This window comes from Pseudoalteromonas sp. SWXJZ10B (assembly GCF_015864475.1).
Lineage (GTDB): Bacteria > Pseudomonadota > Gammaproteobacteria > Enterobacterales > Alteromonadaceae > Pseudoalteromonas > Pseudoalteromonas arctica.
Window position 1 is genome coordinate 196253 of sequence record NZ_JADYXD010000001.1, and the last position, 19279, is coordinate 215531.

The window sequence follows — 19279 nt, forward strand, 5'->3', positions numbered from 1 at the left end:
GTATAATTTGCGACCCTTGATAATGTGGCCGTAGGTTATACAGCATGAATTTTAAATCTTTTAGTTTCGCTCCTGAAATCATCCAGGCGTTGGACGAACTTAACTATCACACCCTTACGCCCATTCAGCGCGCAGCAATTCCTGCTGTTCGTAAAGGTAAAGACGTTTTAGCCAGTGCACAAACTGGTACCGGCAAAACTGCCGCGTTTGCTTTACCTATCATCCAAAAATTGGTTGAGTCTGAACTCAGCACAACTAATGCACCTCATGCATTAGTACTTGCTCCAACGCGTGAACTTGCAGAACAAATTGCAAATAATTTTAGAGATTTTGCAAAGCATACATCGCTTAAAGTCGTTAGCTTATTTGGTGGTGTTAGCACTGCCGGCCAAGCAAATGCTTTAAAAGAAGGTGTAGATATTGTTGTTGCAACGCCAGGTCGTTTATTTGATCATATTCGTTTAGGTAACTTAAGCCTTGCAAGTGTTAAGCACCTTGTTCTTGATGAAGCTGACCGTATGCTTGATATGGGCTTTATTGAAGATATGCAAAACGTTATTAAAAGCTGTGCAGAAGAGCGCCAGATTTTACTTTTCTCTGCTACATTCCCTGCAGCAATTAAACAATTTGCATCTAAAGTATTGAAACAAGCTGAAATAGTGCGTGTTGATCAAACTAACAGTACAGCAAGCACCGTTGAGCATGTTGTTTACCCAGTTGAAGAACGTCGTAAGCAAGAGCTACTTTCTGAATTGATTGGTAAGAAAAACTGGCAACAAGTGCTTGTCTTCGTAAACATGAAAGAAACAGCTGATGAGCTAGTTAAAGAGCTTAACCTTGATGGTATCCCGGCAGGCGTTTGCCACGGTGATAAATCTCAAGGTAACCGTCGTCGTGCTTTACGTGAATTTAAAGAAGGCAAGGTACGTGTATTAGTGGCTACAGAAGTGGCTGCTCGTGGTATTGATATTGATGGCTTACCTCGTGTAATTAATATTGATTTACCATGGCTTGCAGAAGATTACGTTCACCGTATTGGCCGTACAGGTCGTGCTGGTCGCCAAGGTCAAGCAATCTCATTTGTTAGCCGCGAAGAAGAAAACACTTTGTTTGAAATTGAAACGCTAATCGGCCAAAAAATCAAACGTGTATATTTAGAAGGTTACGAAGTAAGTAACCGTGAAGTACTAATTGATAAAATTGGTAAAAAACCAGCGCATTTACGCCGTACACGTTCTAACAAGTTATCAGGACAAGCAACCGGTGAAGCGAGAGCAGTAAATCGCTCACGTATTTCAAGCGTTCGTAAAAGCTTAAAAGGCGAAAAACTGTCACTTAAAAAGTCATAGTTAACGCCGTTTAGTTTAAAAAAACCTGAGTTTACTCAGGTTTTTTTGTGCCTGGTGATAACACCTCATCAATAATGTTTGCGTATAAATAAGCCGCTTGCTCGTCCTCTTTATTTGCTATTATGGACAAACCAACCGGTAAACCACTTACTTTTCCGACCGGTAGGGTTATGTGCGTTGTGCCAGCAATAGCAGATAACGAACTACTACTGCCATTAAAATTATCACCATTAACTAAGTCAGTTTTCCAGGCGGGGGATACTGTAGGCGCTATAACAATATCAAGCTTGTTGTTTTTATATACATTAACAATGGCTGTCGTTGCTAAAGTGCGATAGCGTTCTTTAGTCTCTTGGTATTTTTGTTTGTTAGTTAAATCAATGGCCTGTGATTGAACTAGGATATCTTGCTCAAAATGGGGCATTTCTGTTTTTTTATTTTGAATATTAAAATTAATAAGTGCTTTTAGGCTTTTAACAGCCACTTGTGTTGGAGTGCTTGCGAGGTAGTGATTAATTTCGGCTTTGAAGTCATAAAGTAAAATATAGTATTCATCAACAAATAGCGTATCTAAGTTATCAGTAATATCTACATTTATAACAGTGTGTCCAGCCTGTTGTAATGCTTGTAACTGCTTGGCATAAAGGCGCTGCGTTTCAACTGTAAATTTGTCGCTAGGTAGTGCACCAATAATAAGTGACGATTTTGATTTTATATTACCTGTTTTTAATTCAAACCCTGTAGTTGTCGCATCAAGGGAGTCTTCACCTTGCAAAACAGATAAAACCAGCAGCGAATCTTTAAGTGAATGCGCCATCGGCCCTACTGAATCTTGGCTACTTGAAAGAGGCACAACGCCTGAGCGTGATACTTGGCCCATACTCGGTTTTATTGCATAAACTCCATTTACTGAGGCAGGGCACGTAATTGAACCGTCTGTTTCAGTCCCTAATGCTATAGGCGCAAAGTTAAGTGCTACCGCAACAGCAGAACCTGCGCTAGAACCACATGGGTTACGTGTTACATCGTGCGCATTATGTGTTTGTCCGCCTACAGCACTCCAGCCCGAAGATGAATAGGAAGAACGAAAATTTGCCCACTCACTTAAATTAGCTTTACCTAAAATTATAGCGCCCGCATTACGTAGTTGTTTAACAACAAAAGCATCATTATCAGTAACGTTATTTTTAAGTGCTAAAGAGCCAGCCGTTGTGGGAAGTGTGCCTTTAGTTTCTATATTATCTTTAAGAAGTACAGGTATTCCATGTAATGGCCCAGCCCAAGTTCCTTTGACGGCAAGTTCATCTAACGTTTTAGCTTGAGCAATAGCTGTAGGCTCTAAACTAATAACCGCATTATAGTGTGGATTAAGTTTATTAATTCGGTCTATATAATTTTGGGTGAGTTGCTGTGCATTAATAGAATTATTTTTATATGCACTGTGAATTTCATCGATGGTTTTTAGCTCTTGTGCTTTAGCGTTAAAAATTGCTAATACACTAAGCAACGAAAAGGTAAATGTTTTGATCATTGTTGAGGTGCTTGAGGTGTTATTATTTTCTATACATTTAGCACAAAAAAGCCTCACAAAGTGAGGCTTTTCGATAAACGGCTTAAAAAAGAGGTTTAAGCGTTTTCTAACATAGACAGTGCGACCGCTTCAGCCGCTTTAATACCATCAATACCCGCTGATAAAATACCGCCAGCGTAGCCTGCGCCTTCACCTGCAGGGTAAAGCCCTTTGGTGTTAATACTTTGGAATGTTTTATCACGCTTAATACTAATAGGCGACGAAGTACGTGTTTCAACGCCGGTTAATAAACCGTCGTTAGTTGAAAAGCCACGAATTTGTTTATTAAACGCTGGTATCGCTTCGCGAAGGGCATCAATAGCAAATTGTGGTAACACTTTACTCAAGTCAGTTAACTTAATACCGGGTGTGTAAGAGGGTTGTACTTCACCTAAGTTTTCTGATGATTTACCTTTCAAAAAGTCGCCAATTAACTGGGCTGGTGCATCGTAGTTGCTTCCACCAAGCTCATACGCTTGCTCTTCAAGTTTACGTTGTAAGTCTATTCCAGCAAGCGGATTACCCGGGAAATCTTGCTCTGGTGATATGCCTACCACAATAGCGCTGTTAGCGTTGCGCTCACTGCGTGAATATTGGCTCATACCGTTGGTAACAACGCGGCCCTCTTCAGAGGTTGCAGCGACTACTGTGCCACCTGGGCACATACAAAAGCTGTAAACTGTGCGGCCATTATCGCAATGATGAACAAGTTTATAATCGGCAGAGCCTAAAATTGGGTTTCCTGCATTTGCACCAAAACGACATTCATCGATCATTGATTGTTTATGTTCGATTCTAAAACCGATTGAAAATGGCTTTGCTTCAACATAAACCCCTTTTTTGTGGATCATATCAAACGTGTCGCGTGCGCTGTGGCCAACGGCTAATACAACATGGCGAGTGTTTAGTTGCTCGCCATTTGAAAGCGTTAAACCTGTTACTTGCCCATCGTCTAAATGAATATCGTCAACACGTGTGCTAAAGCGAATTTCGCCGCCTAGTTCTATTATACGAGCGCGCATTTTTTCAATCATGGTGACAAGTTTAAACGTACCAATGTGTGGCTTACTTACGTATAAAATTTCATCGGGTGCGCCAGCTTCTACAAATTCAGTAATGACTTTACGACCGTAATGTTTTGGATCCTTTACTTGGCTATATAACTTACCGTCTGAGAATGTACCTGCGCCACCTTCACCAAATTGTACATTTGATTCGGTATTAAGTGTGCGTTTACGCCAAAAGCCGAACGTGTCTTTGGTACGTTCACGTACCTCTTTACCGCGCTCTAATATAATGGGATTAAAGCCCATTTGAGCAAGTAATAAGCCTGCAAATAAACCACAAGGGCCAAAGCCAATCACGACAGGGCGCTCTGTTATATTTTCGCTGGCTTGGGCTACAAATTTATAGTTTGTGTCTGGCGCTACTTTTACATGTTGGTCTTTTTCAAATGCCGCGAGTAGCTCGGCTTCGTTATCAACTTCTATATCGAGTGTATAAATCAGTAAAATAGCTGATTTTTTACGTGCATCATAACCACGCTTAAACACATTAAAACTGTGCAATTGTTCTGGTTGGATTTTTAGTTTATTTACAATTGCTTGACCAATTGCATCTTCGTCATGATCAAGTGGCAGCTTTATTTCGGTTAAACGTATCATTTATATCTCTTTTAGGTGTCATAGCGGGGTATTATTACCGCTCACAATAAGGGGATGCAGGGCACAACGGGTGTGCAAACATAAGGCGCGTATTTTACGTTAAAATAGGGTGATATGGCACTTATTTATTGTATTTTTGGAGTGGATGGGTATGATCCACAACTGTTGTTTAAAATCTTAGGTATTAAAATAGTATGGCGTTTGTAGTCACCGAAAATTGTATAAAATGTAAGTACACCGATTGCGTATCAGTGTGCCCAGCAGATGCATTTTTTGAAGGCCCTAATTTTTTAGCAATTAGCCCGATTGATTGTATCGATTGTGGTTTATGTGTCCCTGAGTGTTCAGCTGATGCTATATATCAAGAAGATGAATTACCAGAATCTCAAAAAGAGTTTACTGAATTGAATGCTGAACTTGCACTGGTCTGGCCGCGCATTACAGAGGTTAAACCTGCACCAGAGGACGCTGATATATGGAATGGCATAGACGATAAACTTAAACTACTCGAAACATAATACGTAACAATTAGTTACTCCTTTATCATTAAATAGTTAATTTTTTATTTCAAAGTATTAACAAATGTACCTGGATAAATTACAATCCCCAGCTTAAGTTACTCCCTATGAGTAATTACAGTCTAAATGGATGTTTATGCAGTACTTTATAATTATAATAAAAAAGTTTACCTTCCTATTTTTAAGTTTCGTTTTATTACTCTCAAGCCTTGATGTAGCGGCTAGTAAACAGCAAGTATCCTTATCTCGTATTGATTCAAATATCACTATTGATGGTGTTATGGATGAAGTGCACTGGCAAAATGCGACACGTATACCTCTACTCTACCAAGATGAGCCTAACGAAAAAGGCACACCTCCTGTAAAAACTGATGCCTTTATTTACGAAGATGGCACAAACTTATATGTTGCCTTCATTGCAGAGGATCCAAACCCTGAACAAATTCGTGCATCACTTCGTGATCGCGATACGCTATGGGAAGACGACGTAGTCATTCTTGTTATTGATACATTTAATGATGAACGCAGTGGTTATGAATTTCATGTAAATCCCCTTGGTGCACAAGGCGATATACGAATGACCGACACCGATGGATGGAGCTCAGATACCTCATGGAATGCTATTTGGGATAGCGCAGGACAAATTAACGACAAAGGTTATGTTGTTGAAATGCGTATTCCTTTTAAAGCACTGCGTTTTCCTGAAAATAAAAATGAGCTAACGTGGGGTTTTTCTGTAATGAGAAACTACCAACGAGATGTGCTATATCAGCTATCAAATATGGGATTTGATAGAAATATAAAATGTAGCCTTTGTCAGTTTGATAAGTTAGTGGGTTTTAGCGATATTGAATCGAGTAAAAATATTCAATTAACACCTACATTGACAGCACTTCGTAACGATAATAAATCTGAATTACCGGGTAACTGGGATAATGGCGATATAGATACCGAAGTGGGCTTAGATTTGCGCTGGGGTTTAACCAAGGACGCTGTTTTAAATGCGACTATCAACCCAGATTTTTCGCAAGTAGAAACAGACTCTTTAGAGCTCGATGTAAATACAACCTTTTCTATTTATTATGCTGAAAAACGTCCTTTCTTTTTAGATGGAGCTTCTTACTTTAAAAGCAGCTTATTTGAGCTTTTATATACACGTACAATTGCAGAGCCTACTTTAGGTGCAAAATTAACGGGTAAAACGGGTGATCATAGTTATGCGTTAATGCTCGCTGATGACGACAATAGTAATATTTTACTGCCAACGAATCAGGGCTCTGGCTTTGCAAGCTTAAACGAAAAAACGAATGCTGCCGCAGGGCGTTATCAATATGACCTAGGTCAGCAGGGTACTATTGGCCTTTCAAGCACGCACAGAGAAAGTGATGACTATCACAACACTGTATTATCAGTGGATGGTAGCTACTGGTTTAATCAATCGGATACTCTTTTGTATCAAGTATCATCTGCTGATACACGTAACTCTGAATTTTTAATTCAAAATTATAACTTATCTGAAACTCAGTCAGATGAAGCATATGCCCTGGAACTTACCCGCGATAAACGTGATTACAAATTATTTGCATCTTATGAAAATATTGGGCAGGACTACCGCACCGATTTAGGTTATCAAGCTAAAGTTGATTATGAAAAAGTAGGCTTTGGTGGCGGACAAACATGGTACAGAGATGAATCTGATTTACTTACCTCATGGTCATACGAAGCTGACTGGGATAAAACGTGGGCGCAAAACGGCGACTTACTTGAAGAAGAATACGAAGGCTTTTTAAGCTTTAAAGGCCAAAAGCAATCTATTTTTGAAATTGGTTTAGTGCACCGCTATGAAAACTATAACGACAATTTTTATAATCAAAATATTGGTTTTATTTATACGGGCTTTAAACCCTCTAAAGATTTAAAGCTTTCGTTATATATTGAATACGCTAGCCGCATTGATTATGCAAATGAGCAATTAGGCGACGCGTTTGACACTCAAACCCAAGTGGTGTGGGACATTAACGACCATTGGCAGCTCGATATAAAACATAACTACAGTCAATTAGATAACCCGCAAGGGGATCGCGTATTTACTGCTAACTTAGTTGATTTTAGACTTCATTATAAATTTAGCATGCGTTCAATTCTTAAATTAATTTTACAATTTGAAGACATTGATAGAGACGAAAACGCCTACTTTTATCAAGTTAGTCAAATCAATAAAGACTACGGCAGCCAGCTTGTTTACTCATATAAAATTAATGCGGAAACACTGTTTTATTTGGGTTACTCAGATAGAGGTTACCAAGACGATTCTCTTAAAAATATTGAGCGAGATCAGCGTACATTTTTTACAAAAGTTAGCTATGCATGGCAGCTTTAAATATTAAAAATAAAAAAGGAATAAATATGAATACGTTAAAAATAACAGTTGCAGCAGCAATGGTTGCCACCTTGGCCGGTTGTGCTGCAAAGCAAGACATTACTCGATTTGAAACAAACATACCTAAAACAGTATGTATTGCTGAACATAAGGCTGTTAAAGCTGGTGTTATAGATGCAATGAAAAAAGGTTTTGCAAAGCATGATGTTGAAACTCGGGTAATTCCAGCCAATTATGTATTGAAACACCAAGACTACCAGACCGAATTACCAGGTGCGGATACGACAGGATGTAATGCAGTGGCTTACTACGTAGCAAATTGGCGTTGGGATATAGCGCTCTATATGGCATACGCAAATATTTGGATTAAAGACGTTGAAACGAATGAAAAAATAGCACAAGCATCTTATCGCACCGGTGGTGGATTGGATAAGTTTATAGACGCTGAAGAAAAAATTATAGAGCTTATTGACGGTATGTATTAAATTTTAAACAATTAGAACCTTTTTGTTTATTTTTATTAATCCCACCTATACTATATCAAATATAATTAGTTAATCCGTTATTGTTACAATTTTTTGTTATTCTAATGGCTTAGGGTTATATCAATGCTTGCGTAGTACTAAATGCAAGCGATATAATCCGTTTTTGGTAATAGGTTTGATAGGAGAAGCAAAATAGATGGATTTTTTTTATGAGTAAACTTAAGCCGCTCGGTTTTATTTTCCTAATCATAATTCTATTTTGTTTTTGCATAAACATAGAGTTAACGAATCAGATTAATCGTATAAATTTATTTAGTACCAGTATTGATATACGAAATTTCGAAATAACGAATACCACTCTTGATATGGCTCCTTGGTATAATCCGATCTTAAATGGCCATTATATAATTGAGCAGCCCACAGCTGATTTTTTGCTTATTAAAACCACTGACACCCAGTTTGTAGCTGCTGATTCAAGTAAGTTAATTATAATGACACTTGCATCACCTATTAATTTTTTACTTTTATGTATCTTAATATTTGGTTCTGGCCTGTACTTACGCAGAGAGCGTAGAAAGCGTCATTATAAAAATCAAATAGCGGAGCTTAATCTTCAAGCCAATAGCTTACTCACTGCATTTAATTTGCAAGTAAAACCGGCAGAGAACCCTTTGGGTGTAAGCAGCTTAAGCCAATCAATAAATAGTTTAAATACGCATGTGGCTAATTATGTAAAACAAACTCAAACCAGTATATGCCAAGATAAACTGACGTTATTAATTGACCGTCATGCATATATTGAACATATCGACAGACAAATTAATCATGCTAATCAAGAAGATCTCAAGTGTGCGCTCCTGTTTATAGACCTTGATGGTTTTAAACAAGTAAACGACTCGTTTGGTCACAGTTTTGGTGATGAAATATTAGTTCAAGTTGCTAGCCGACTTGCGAATGTTTTACGCCACCATAAATTAAGTAACATAAATAGTGCTAACCAATTAGAGCAAAACTTATCAAGGTTAGGAGGAGACGAGTTCTCCATTTTTATAGAATTACTTGATGATAGCGATAGAGTTGTTGAAATTGCTAAGCACGTACTAAGTGAGCTTGAAAAAGACTTTGTGCTTGGCAATAAAATAGTAAAAATTAGTGCCAGTATTGGTATTGCGGCTTACCCAGAAAGTGCATCAACGCCTCAAGCGCTTTTACAATTAGCCGATGTAGCTATGTATAGAGCTAAAAGTGATGGTAAGGGAATATTTAAAGTTTACTCGCCAGAAATGGGTAACAAAATGCGCCGTTACCATTATTTACTTGAAGAGCTGCGTTTAGCGGTTGCGTGTAAAGATTTTTACTTATCTTTTCAGCCAATTGTGCATGTTGAAGATTGTATGATTGATTATTTCGAAGCACTTACCCGATGGGACCACCCAGTTGAGGGCATGATCCCCCCTTCAGAATTTATTCCAATAGCAGAGGAGTCTAATTTAATATTAGAACTTGGCGATTGGATTATGCTTGAATCATGTAGGCAAATGGCTGCATGGCACAATGCAGGTATGCGTAAAGTAAAAATATCAGTAAATGTTTCGGGCATTCAATTAAAGCACCGTGACATTTATGATTGGATAATGAAGAAGCTCAAAAAAACCGGTTTACCCGCTACGTCTTTAATGCTTGAAATTACAGAATCAACATTCATTAAAGCCAGCCCTAAAATAATTAAAGAGCTGAGCAGGCTAAGAGAAGAGGGCATTACTATTGCTATTGATGACTTTGGTACAGGTTTTAGCTCGTTGAGCACATTAGCAGATTTACCAATTGATGTTATTAAAATTGATCGCTCGTTTATAGCTCAAGCTAATAAAAGCCAAAAATATAATGATATATTAAATACAATTAGTGAGCTTGGACAAAAACTTGGCCTTAAAATTGTAGCTGAAGGCGTTGAAGAAATAGGGCAGTTTGAACTTGTTAAAAAAATGGGTGTGAGTTCTGTTCAGGGTTATTTAGTAAGCCGACCTGAGTCATCAGCTAATGTAGGTAATAAAGTATTACGCAATAACACCAGTAACCTTTCAGCATCGGGTACAAGTGCTTGGGATATTGTTAGTTAGTTAGTTAGTTAGTTAGTTAGTTTACAAATAAAAATGCCACTCTAAGTAGAGTGGCATTTTTTGTTTAATCAGTAATTATTGTATTAAAGATCAAATGTGCGTGAAACAGCAAGTACGATACGCTCATCAGCATAATCGTAATCTAAGCTTGTGTTTTCAGCAGCCACTTCAATACCAAACCCTTCATAACTAGTTTGATATGCTAAACGGTAATGGTTGTATGATTTTTTCTCGTTTACGTCCCACGCCCATTTTTGTCCATCAAGCGAGTTTGAAATATCAAAGCTTGCACGTAGTGCATGATTTGGAGCCAGCTCATAGGTGTGTGCAATCATTGAGATTACATGGCCTCCACCTTGACCAAAGTAATCCCAGCTGTACCAAAAATTAAGCTCAGTTTGGCCGTACTCACTCGCGAAACCAAATTTAGTGTAAGCCTCAGCGTAGTTGCCATCGCTGTTATTACCTTGATAAGTGTAATACGCAATACCGTAGTCAACGCTAAATTGCTCATCAAGTTGTACATACTTACCTACATAGGCATCAAGCTCAAAATCAGTGTCGTCACCAAAATCTACATTTGAAGCCCATACACCTGCGTAAACACCACTATCAAAGGCATAGTCTAAGCTACCTTGAATTGCAGGATCGTTATCTGTTTGAGTTACACCGTTAAAAGTGTAGTCAGACGCTGCCGTGATTGTTGTTGACCAATCAGCTGCTGCAGTCGTTGATAAAAGTGCAAATGGTAGTGCTACTACAAGTTGTTTTAGTTTGTTATTCATTATTAATCCCTAGTGTACTGTGTCTATTTTTGTGTAATCAATTGCGTTTGCTTTTGGTGAGCTATCTATATTCGTTACTGTTTTAAATTTACTGTAACCAATGAAGCCAGCACAGATAAAGAACAAGCCAATAACTAATGCGCCTACCCATTGAATTTGTAAAAATTCTAATTTAAACAATAGTGTAAGTAGTGATAGGGCAACAACATTTCCGATTATGTATTTCATTTTGCCAAAACGCTTTACGGTAAAGTTTAGGTTATCTGTATATAAACGCACTAACGAATCGAGAGAGTTAATTACAAATATGATACCTACAAATACCATGGCAAAGTTTTTAATACCTTGAGTAGGGATGCCCGCCTCATGGTAGTGATAAAGTACGCTAAACCAAATCGCAATCGGAATAGAAGGGAAAATCAACATCGCACCCAATACTTGGTATGTTTTAAGTCCACCAACAAAGCGTGATGTAAATTGACCAATCATTATGCTCCACGCAAACCACCAGAATAAGTAAAACTCATGGTAATCATTAAGCGGTAAAACAAATTCATTAATGTTGGCAAAGTAAGTACCAATAGAGCCTAAGTTATTCGTAAATGCTGACATTTGACTATCACCAATTACAAATGCGCCAGCCCACATAAAGGCGATTAAAGCTAAAAATAACCACGTAGTAGAAATACTTAAAATACGCACATATTTAATATCAGTACTTGAGTAAACCGCAAAACAGATAGCCGCAAACACAATTAAATAAAACTCAGAAACTATGCTTGTTCCATCACCTAATTCGGGTAAATACCACGGTAGGTTTGTAAGCAGTAAATAAGCGGTAAATGCACATGTACCAATAATTACAACATTATTGATAAATTTAACCCAAGGAATTTCGAAAAATTTCACTTTAGGTTCTATTACACAGAAATAAAAGCACGTAAGAAAGTAAAATCCCCAGATCAAAAATCCCCAATAGCCAAACTCAATAGCTAGTGGATTTGCAAACGCGTATTCTGGGCTTGCTTTTATGTCTGCATAACCTGCAAACTCAGTTAAAGGAAACATGATAAGGCCAACATCTAGGCCAGAAGTAAATAGTATTGCTATAAACGTAAAGGTTCGAACTGGTGTTACACCTACTACGCGAACATTACCCCATTTAATTAAAATAGTGATAATGGCAAGTAAGGTAAAAATGATCCCTGCATTAAGCCAAATAGTCATTGTTACCCTCCAGTAATGAATAAAAATAATTCATAAGCACTCCGTATTTTATTGTTTTATTCTCGCATTAACACAACGTAACCTATTTACATCGTGTGCCACTGCAAGGCACGCATTGGTTTAGCCCGACGAGACTAAACCTAAGCATGTGGCTAAAGTTAGATCTCCGAACTACGTTGTGTGTCTTGCCAGTTTGTTGTTATGGCAACATTCACATCCGATTTCTGTAATGGGTCTTTACCTAAAATTATGTCAGCTGCTTTTTCGGCAACCATAATAGTAGGCGCATTCAAGTTTCCGTTAGGAACAGTTGGGAATATAGATGAGTCAACAACACGTAGTCCTTCAATACCATGTACTTGCGTATTTGAGTTAACAACGGCCATATCATCTTCACCCATTTTGCATGAGCAAGAAGGGTGGTAGGCACTTTCTACGGCTTGGCGTACAAAGGCATCTATTTCTTCATCTGTTTGAATATGTTTACCGGGTTGAATTTCTTCATCGCGGTATTCATCAAAGGCACTTTGCTCGATTATGTCGCGTGTTAAGCGAACGCACGCTCTAAAACCTTCAATATCGTCTTGGTGTTCAAGGTAATTAAATAAAATGGTTGGTGGTTGCTCAGGATTCGCAGAAGCAATAGTGACACTACCGCGACTTTTTGGTTTGTTATGACCAACATGTACCTGAAAACCATGACCTGCAAATGCACTTCTACCATCGTAACGCATAGCCGCTGGTAAAAAGTGATACTGAATATCTGGCCATTCAACACCTGGTTTTGAGCGAATAAACGCACACGATTCAAAATGATTCGTTGCACCTAAACCCGAACGCGTTAATAACCAGCGCGCGCCAATCAACCCTTTTGAAACAATGCCTAGCTTGCCGTTAAGTGTGATAGGTTGCTTACACTTGTATTGAAAGTAAAACTCAAGATGATCTTGTAAGTTTTGACCAACACCAGGTAAATGATGCTGTACTTCAACGCCTGCTTTTTCAAGCGCTTGAGTATCACCAATACCAGAGAGTTGTAAAATATGTGGAGAACCAATTGGCCCTGCACTTAGTACAACGTCTTTTGCAGCATGTGCAGTTTTAATGTCGCCATTTACTTTGTATTCAATGCCAGTGGCTTTTTTGCCATCTAAAATCACGCGTTGTGCTAGTGCACCGGTAATAATTGTTAAATTACTACGCGATTTAACAGGGTCTAAATACTCACGAGAAGCAGAGCTGCGCACGCCGTCTTTTACGGTCATGTGCATTGGGCCAAAACCCTCTTGCTGCGACGCATTATAATCATCTGTTGAGGCGTAACCGGCTTGTACACCTGCTTTGATAAAGGTGCGGTAAAGTGGGTTTTGCATTTCGTTGCCGTTATTAACGCCAAGCGGACCTTTGCCACCACGATAAGTATTTTCACCAAGGTAAAAACTTTCTGCCTTTTGAAAATACGGCAAACATGATTGGTAATCCCAACCGTTTGCACCGTGTTGCTGCCATTCGTCAAAATCTTTTGCGTGGCCACGTACATACACCATGCCATTAATAGATGATGAGCCGCCTAATACTTTGCCTCGAGGACAATGCATTTCACGGTTATCTAAATGAGGCTCAGGCTGCGTATGAAACTGCCATGCGTATTTGTCACTATTCATAGGAATAGATAACGCGGTTGGCATTTTTATAAAAATACTTTTATCGCTACCACCAGTTTCAAGTAGTAACACGCGGTTATTTGAATCTTCAGACAAACGGTTTGCTAAAACACAACCCGCCGAACCCGCGCCAACAATAATATAGTCGTAATGATTACTCATAGTAAGGCGCCTTAAAATGGGCTTTCTATGTCGGCCATACCAACATAAATAGACTTAGTTTGCGTGTATTGATCAAGAGTTTGTATACCATTTTCACGGCCAATACCCGATTGCTTATAACCGCCAACTGGCATTTCAGCAGGTGAGTTACCGTATGCATTAATCCAACAAATACCGGCTTGTAACTTATGAATCACGCGGTGCGCACGTTTAATATCGCTAGTAAATACGCCTGCGGCTAAGCCTAGGTGAGTCCCGTTAGCGCGTGCAATAACATCGTCTTCGTCGTCAAAAACAAGCACGCTCATTACAGGGCCAAATATTTCTTCTTTAACGATAGTCATATCGTCATTACAATCAATAAACACAGTCGGTGCTACAAAATAGCCATTAGGTGCAGATTTAGGTGAAAGCGTTGTACCACCGGTTAATAGCGTTGCACCTTCTTCGATGCCTTTATTAACGTAGCTCATTACTAGTTCTTGGTGCTTTTTAGAAATAAGTGCGCCAAAGTTAGTATTTAAATCTTGTGGGTCGCCAGCAATAATGTTTTTCTCAGTGCGCGCTTTAAGCTCATCAATAAACTGCTGATATACATTTTTATGAACGTAAATACGTGTACAGTTAGTACAAATTTCGCCTTGCGTATAAAAGTTACCTAACATAGCAGCGCTAACTGCTTGCTCAATGTTGGCATCATCAAATACTAATAATGGAGATTTACCACCAAGTTCCATCGTGACATCTTTTAAAGTACCGGCAGCACTTGCCACTACTTTTTTACCTGTGCCTACTTCACCCGTAAACGATACTTTATCAATGTCGCTATGCTGTGTTAGCCACTGGCCTACATCGCCCGCGCCTTGAACAACATTAAACACACCTGCAGGTACGCCAGCTTCAACAAATACTTCTGCAAGTTTAATTGCGCCAAGTGGTGTTTCTTCAGATGGTTTAAATATAAATGCATTACCAGCTGCAAGGGCAGGGCCCGACTTCCAACATGCAATTTGTAGTGGGTAGTTCCATGCACCAATACCCGCACAAATACCTAATGGCTCTTTACGTGTGTAGTAAAAGTCATCGCCAACCATTTGTTGTTGGCCTACTTGTGCTGGCGCAAGGCCTGCAAAGTATTCAATTACATCAGCGCCGGTTTCAATATCAACACAATTTGCTTCTTGCATTGGTTTACCGGTGTCGAGTACTTCTACAAGTGCCAGCTCATCGTTGCGCTCGCGTAAAATAGCCACTGCTTTTAATAAAATGCGACTACGTTCAATGGGTGTCATTGCTGACCACTGAGCAAAACCTTGCTTTGCACTGGCAATGGCTGCGTTTTGAATAAATTCGTCGGCAATTTCTACTGCGTAAATAACCTCGCCCGTTGCTGGGTTTGTTACATCAAATGTTTTGCCGTTCTGGTTTGCAAGAAAATGGCCGTTAATAAAATTTTGATAGACAGGTGTAGTCACGCTAGGCTCCATATTGCTTGATAAGTGAAAGTACGTAGCTTTTTGCTAACTTTTCACTGTGTTTAAACTGATTATTGTCTGATTTACTCAGTACTGCTCTTAACCATAGGCCATCGATCATTGCGGCGCTAAGTTCTGCAGCTTGCTTTGCTTGCTCAATAGGCATTAATTGCTTAAAAGAAAATGCTAAATTACTTTGCAAGCGTTTACTGTTTACGTTTTGTAGTCTGTGTAATTCTTCATCATGCATCGATTGCGCCCAAAAACTTAACCACGTTCGGGTTGTATCATTACGCTGTTGTACAAGCGCAAAGTTGGCTTCGATAATAATCATTAAACGTTCAATGGCATTCGTTTGGTTATTTACTTTACTTATCAAGCCTTGTTTTAAGCTTGTTAGTAAGTATCTAACAGTGGCTTCAATTAACCCCTGCTTACCACCAAAATAATGACTAATAATGCCTGACGATAAACCGGCATTTTTACTAATGCTGTTTATAGTTGTGCCTTGTAGTCCATTAGTTGCAACTGACTCTATAGTCGCGTCAATTAGCTGCTGACGTCTGACAGGTTCCATTCCGACTTTAGGCATAATTTTTATTAATTGAGCGTTCAATAAACATAAGCTTAAGGTAATAGCTCTAACAATTCAAGGCTGAAGTAAATATCTAGATGCCAAAATGTAGATTAATCATTAATAAAAGCGCAACTAATGCGATAAAGAAGATAAGGTTTTACTTTGTTTTATTTTATTTAAAACAAAGGCTTGTGAATTTTATTTTGAAATTAAATAATAGTAATGATTTGTTTACAGCAATAAATGAATAAAATGATCAATAATCATTAGTGCAGTAATAGTTAGAGTACTAATAGTATTAAATTAATACAAAAGCGGGCTAAACCTGCAATTGCTTAGTGCTCTAATAAATTTATATAGAGAGTAAACTTTGTGGTTTTATCGTTTTAAAGGGCTTGGTTTTGAAAGGTCAGGCATTATTAATAACGCCTTTAAAAAGGAGGGGGTAACGTCTTAGTCTATTGCCAATATAGTCATCAGCTAAAATTTGCTGGCAAATAAAGTCTATATCTTTGCTTGCTTCAAAAACCCAATCAAAGCGCTCTATAGCCAGTAAAAAACCACGCTTTAAATGAGTTTGAGCACGGTACTGTTCTAAATTTTCTTGAATAATTGAGACTTTGCTTGGATCAGCTCTAAGCTCTTCTACTACTTGGTTTATAAAAGTAGTATTGAGCTTACTGGTAGGGCGGTGTCTGCGTTTTCGTGGTTGCATTAGCTCTCGTTTGCAATGTTATATAATTTTTTCAAAAAGTCGTCTTTATGCTTTTCATGTTCGTAGTCAAGGTGGTAAGTATTATGAAAACCAAAGCGCAGTTCAACGCCGCTACCTTGTAAATATATCGTATAGCCATCTACGTCTGAATAAGCTGTAACACCCTGATAATATTTACCTTCATTAGTCATTTCACCTTTTTGGATGATACGTTCATACACAGCCAAAATCTGTTTGTTATCGATTTCGTTTTTCATACTTCACCCTTTTATTTAATACCTCATACGATAATGATATGAGGGTCGATCATCTTAAAAACAATAGCTAAAAATGTGTGATATTGCTTTGTAATTTCGCTTTTTTAAATTATGCTCAAAACTCATTTATTGTTGAGCTTAGAGCATGATAGACAAGGCGTTACTACTAAAAACTCGTGAGTTATCGGATCAATTAATTGCATTGCAAACTCCAATTAGGATACTCGATGCTATTAATTGGGATAAACAAACTAAAGAGGAGTTTTTTAGACAGAAATGTCAAAAAAACCCACTCATCGATCGTGCATATTATCAACAGCGCGACCTTGGTTTTGTACCTAGCGAGCTGCGCCAAGCATTTTCTACTTTGCACCGTAACATTATTAACCAATTGGGACAGTTAAATCCGATTGCTCAATATATGGGAAAAATGTGCACCGAGTATAAAACGGTATTAAGTATGCTTGAGTATCGTGGAACGCCAGAGTTTCATGACTTATCAGTGGAGTTATTTGGACACCCTAAAGATTTATTCCATGCTGGTGAGCCCTCACTTTCTGAGCTAGCTAATATGCTAGATAAACCGCTGCAAAATTTACTTATAGCCGACATACTGCCTGACGACCCTAAAAATATTGATGCTGTTGATGCTGTGCGTATTTTGTCTGAGCAAGTAAATGCCAGTATGGCAGGCATAAACGTAGAGGTAATGCTTAGCGATGGTATTGTCAGTGATGCAGCCGCAGGTGCTAATAATATAAAGCTTAATCAAGATGTTAAGTTTTCTCAGCGTGAACTTGATATATTGGAAGTTCACGAAGGGTGGATACACGTAGGTACCACTCAAAATGGTTTAGCTCAGCCTTATTTAACGTGTTTGAGTAAAGGCACGCCTAGCTCTACTATTACCCAAGAAGGCCTAGCGGTATTAACCGAAATTATTACTTTAAAATCGACTCCAAGGCGTTTATCTAAATTAGTGAATCGTATTCAAGCCGTTACAAAGGTAATAGATGGCGCTGAATTTGTAGATATTTACCGTGACTATGTAGCGCAAGGTTTATCAAAAGATGACAGCTACACACTCGCGCAGCGTGTATTTAGAGGCAGTACGCCAACAGGTCTGCCTTTTACAAAAGATATTGCCTACATTAAAGGCTTTGTACTGGTTTATAACTTAATACGCGTGGCGATACAGCTTGGTCGAATCGATAGACTCCCTTTATTACTGGTAGGTAAAATATCGATAGATGATTTTAGATTAATATCGCAGCTTCATGATTTAGGTGTAATAGAGAGTCCACAATTTGTGCCACCACACTTTAAAGACTTACGCGGTTTGGCAACTTGGTTGAGCTTTGGCCGCTTTATTGGCGATTTATCGTTTGAAAAGTTAGAAAACGATTATAAACCGTTATTTTTATAATTAATCAACATAACTTACCGACATAAAAAAAGCCCATAACGGGCTTTTTAAATAAAGTATTTTAGGTTTTGCTATCGAGCGTTGGTGCTTTCAAATATTTTGTCAGCTGAGGCTGCAACAAAACCAGTATAAAGCTCACCGTCGGCTTTAGGGTAACGAATAGCAAACTCATAAAAACAGCTAGGGATGCTCATATCACCGTCACTAAAGGTAACAGAGTATTCATCAGCAAGTGTTGACGATTGCTCTAGTAACACCTCTGGTGAGCCTTTAACTTCGCCGCCTGACGTATTAAGCGAAAAGCCGGCGTCTTTTAGGGCTTGGTTAACATCATGAATGTTATCAAACTTAGCAAGCGTATTAATATTTACGGTAAAGTGATTGGCGCGGTAACCCCACGCCGACATCCACGCTGCATATTCGCTTTCAGCTAGCAGTTGTTTGTAAGTATCGGTGCTTACTTGCCAATGCGTGCCTGAATACAAAAAGTTATCAGCAGTAACAGCACTTTCATCAATTTTATCAACCATGTCGGTTACGATGGCTTGTAACTCAGGCGAGCATTTTTCTACTAGTAGCTCAGAGATAAACACTTTTGGCTGATTCGGATCGCTATGCTCGTAGTGCTTTGCGTAAAGTTTTTTAGCTTCAAAGTGGTACTCACCACATTCTTTGTAACCAATAGCTAAAAAGTGAGCAGCGAGCTTTTCAAGACCCACTTTTTCAATATTAAACGTACGCAGCGCAATATGATCGTTAATAATGTCATCTTTTTGCGTTGACCCTAAAAGGTCATGAATTTTGTCTGCCGATGGTGTTACGTTTAAGTAGTTTTCCCAAAGGCTCTCAAATAATGTGTTTACATCAGTATGCATGTTAAATCCTTAAATCTAAAATTTTGGTTT

The 19279-nt window shown here is 38.6% G+C and carries 16 protein-coding genes; 6 read left to right on the forward strand and 10 right to left on the reverse strand.

What is annotated here, in order from left to right; all coding sequences use genetic code 11:
- Positions 1-44 precede the first annotated feature (44 nt).
- Positions 45-1349, forward strand: a complete 1305-nt coding sequence (locus tag I6F54_RS00900) for a DEAD/DEAH box helicase (RefSeq protein ID WP_002958629.1) — start codon at positions 45-47, stop codon at positions 1347-1349.
- 31 nt (positions 1350-1380) lie between these two features.
- On the opposite strand, the gene I6F54_RS00905 is transcribed toward I6F54_RS00900, so the two are convergent.
- Positions 1381-2880, reverse strand: coding sequence for an amidase family protein (locus I6F54_RS00905; RefSeq protein ID WP_197118921.1), 1500 nt, complete (start codon positions 2878-2880; stop codon positions 1381-1383).
- A gap of 95 nt (positions 2881-2975) precedes the next feature.
- Positions 2976-4583 carry an NAD(P)/FAD-dependent oxidoreductase gene (locus I6F54_RS00910; protein ID WP_197139366.1) on the reverse strand — a complete coding sequence of 536 codons (1608 nt, stop codon included), beginning with the start codon at positions 4581-4583 and terminating at the stop codon, positions 2976-2978.
- Between the two features lie 194 nt (positions 4584-4777).
- Here I6F54_RS00910 and fdxA point away from each other — a divergent pair, with 194 nt between their 5' ends.
- The 4 genes from fdxA (at position 4778) to I6F54_RS00930 (ending at position 10086) form a co-directional block, all read left to right on the forward strand.
- Positions 4778-5101, forward strand: a complete 324-nt coding sequence (gene fdxA / locus I6F54_RS00915; RefSeq protein WP_007580791.1) for a ferredoxin FdxA — start codon at positions 4778-4780, stop codon at positions 5099-5101.
- A gap of 136 nt (positions 5102-5237) precedes the next feature.
- Complete coding sequence (locus tag I6F54_RS00920; protein WP_197139367.1) at positions 5238-7481, forward strand: carbohydrate binding family 9 domain-containing protein; 2244 nt, start codon at positions 5238-5240, stop codon at positions 7479-7481.
- A 26-nt stretch (positions 7482-7507) separates the two neighbouring features.
- Complete coding sequence (locus I6F54_RS00925) at positions 7508-7966, forward strand: Sbal_3080 family lipoprotein (RefSeq protein ID WP_007580787.1); 459 nt, start codon at positions 7508-7510, stop codon at positions 7964-7966.
- Between the two features lie 365 nt (positions 7967-8331).
- Positions 8332-10086: a bifunctional diguanylate cyclase/phosphodiesterase gene (locus I6F54_RS00930; RefSeq protein WP_165741158.1), complete on the forward strand. Its 1755-nt coding sequence runs from the start codon at positions 8332-8334 to the stop codon at positions 10084-10086.
- Positions 10087-10169: 83 nt separating this feature from the next.
- Here the strand turns inward: I6F54_RS00930 and I6F54_RS00935 are convergent, their stop codons facing one another.
- The 7 genes from I6F54_RS00935 to I6F54_RS00965 all read right to left on the reverse strand — a co-directional run bounded on the left by I6F54_RS00935 (position 10170) and on the right by I6F54_RS00965 (position 16948).
- Positions 10170-10871: a TorF family putative porin gene (locus tag I6F54_RS00935; protein ID WP_197139368.1), complete on the reverse strand. Its 702-nt coding sequence runs from the start codon at positions 10869-10871 to the stop codon at positions 10170-10172.
- A gap of 9 nt (positions 10872-10880) precedes the next feature.
- The gene (locus tag I6F54_RS00940) at positions 10881-12098 is read right to left on the reverse strand and encodes a BCCT family transporter (RefSeq protein ID WP_197118926.1); all 1218 of its coding nucleotides are present in this window, start codon (positions 12096-12098) and stop codon (positions 10881-10883) included.
- 158 nt (positions 12099-12256) lie between these two features.
- A complete protein-coding gene (gene betA / locus I6F54_RS00945; protein ID WP_197139369.1) occupies positions 12257-13924 on the reverse strand; it encodes a choline dehydrogenase in 1668 nt (555 codons plus the stop codon).
- A gap of 11 nt (positions 13925-13935) precedes the next feature.
- A complete protein-coding gene (betB, locus tag I6F54_RS00950) occupies positions 13936-15399 on the reverse strand; it encodes a betaine-aldehyde dehydrogenase (protein WP_101217061.1) in 1464 nt (487 codons plus the stop codon).
- Position 15400: 1 nt separating this feature from the next.
- Positions 15401-15976 (reverse strand): transcriptional regulator BetI, encoded by a 576-nt coding sequence (gene betI, locus I6F54_RS00955; RefSeq protein ID WP_010553010.1) that lies wholly within the window; start codon positions 15974-15976, stop codon positions 15401-15403.
- A 409-nt stretch (positions 15977-16385) separates the two neighbouring features.
- Entirely contained in the window at positions 16386-16691 is a 306-nt protein-coding gene (locus tag I6F54_RS00960) for a hypothetical protein (RefSeq protein ID WP_007580773.1), read from the reverse strand.
- Positions 16691-16948 carry a DUF3081 domain-containing protein gene (locus I6F54_RS00965; RefSeq protein WP_101216982.1) on the reverse strand — a complete coding sequence of 86 codons (258 nt, stop codon included), beginning with the start codon at positions 16946-16948 and terminating at the stop codon, positions 16691-16693. Before I6F54_RS00965 ends, I6F54_RS00960 begins: the two co-directional genes overlap by 1 nt.
- 145 nt (positions 16949-17093) lie before the next feature.
- Here I6F54_RS00965 and I6F54_RS00970 point away from each other — a divergent pair, with 145 nt between their 5' ends.
- Entirely contained in the window at positions 17094-18374 is a 1281-nt protein-coding gene (locus tag I6F54_RS00970) for a flavohemoglobin expression-modulating QEGLA motif protein (protein ID WP_008169642.1), read from the forward strand.
- A gap of 71 nt (positions 18375-18445) precedes the next feature.
- Here the strand turns inward: I6F54_RS00970 and I6F54_RS00975 are convergent, their stop codons facing one another.
- A complete protein-coding gene (locus I6F54_RS00975) occupies positions 18446-19249 on the reverse strand; it encodes a DUF1338 domain-containing protein (protein WP_197139370.1) in 804 nt (267 codons plus the stop codon).
- Positions 19250-19279 lie beyond the last annotated feature (30 nt).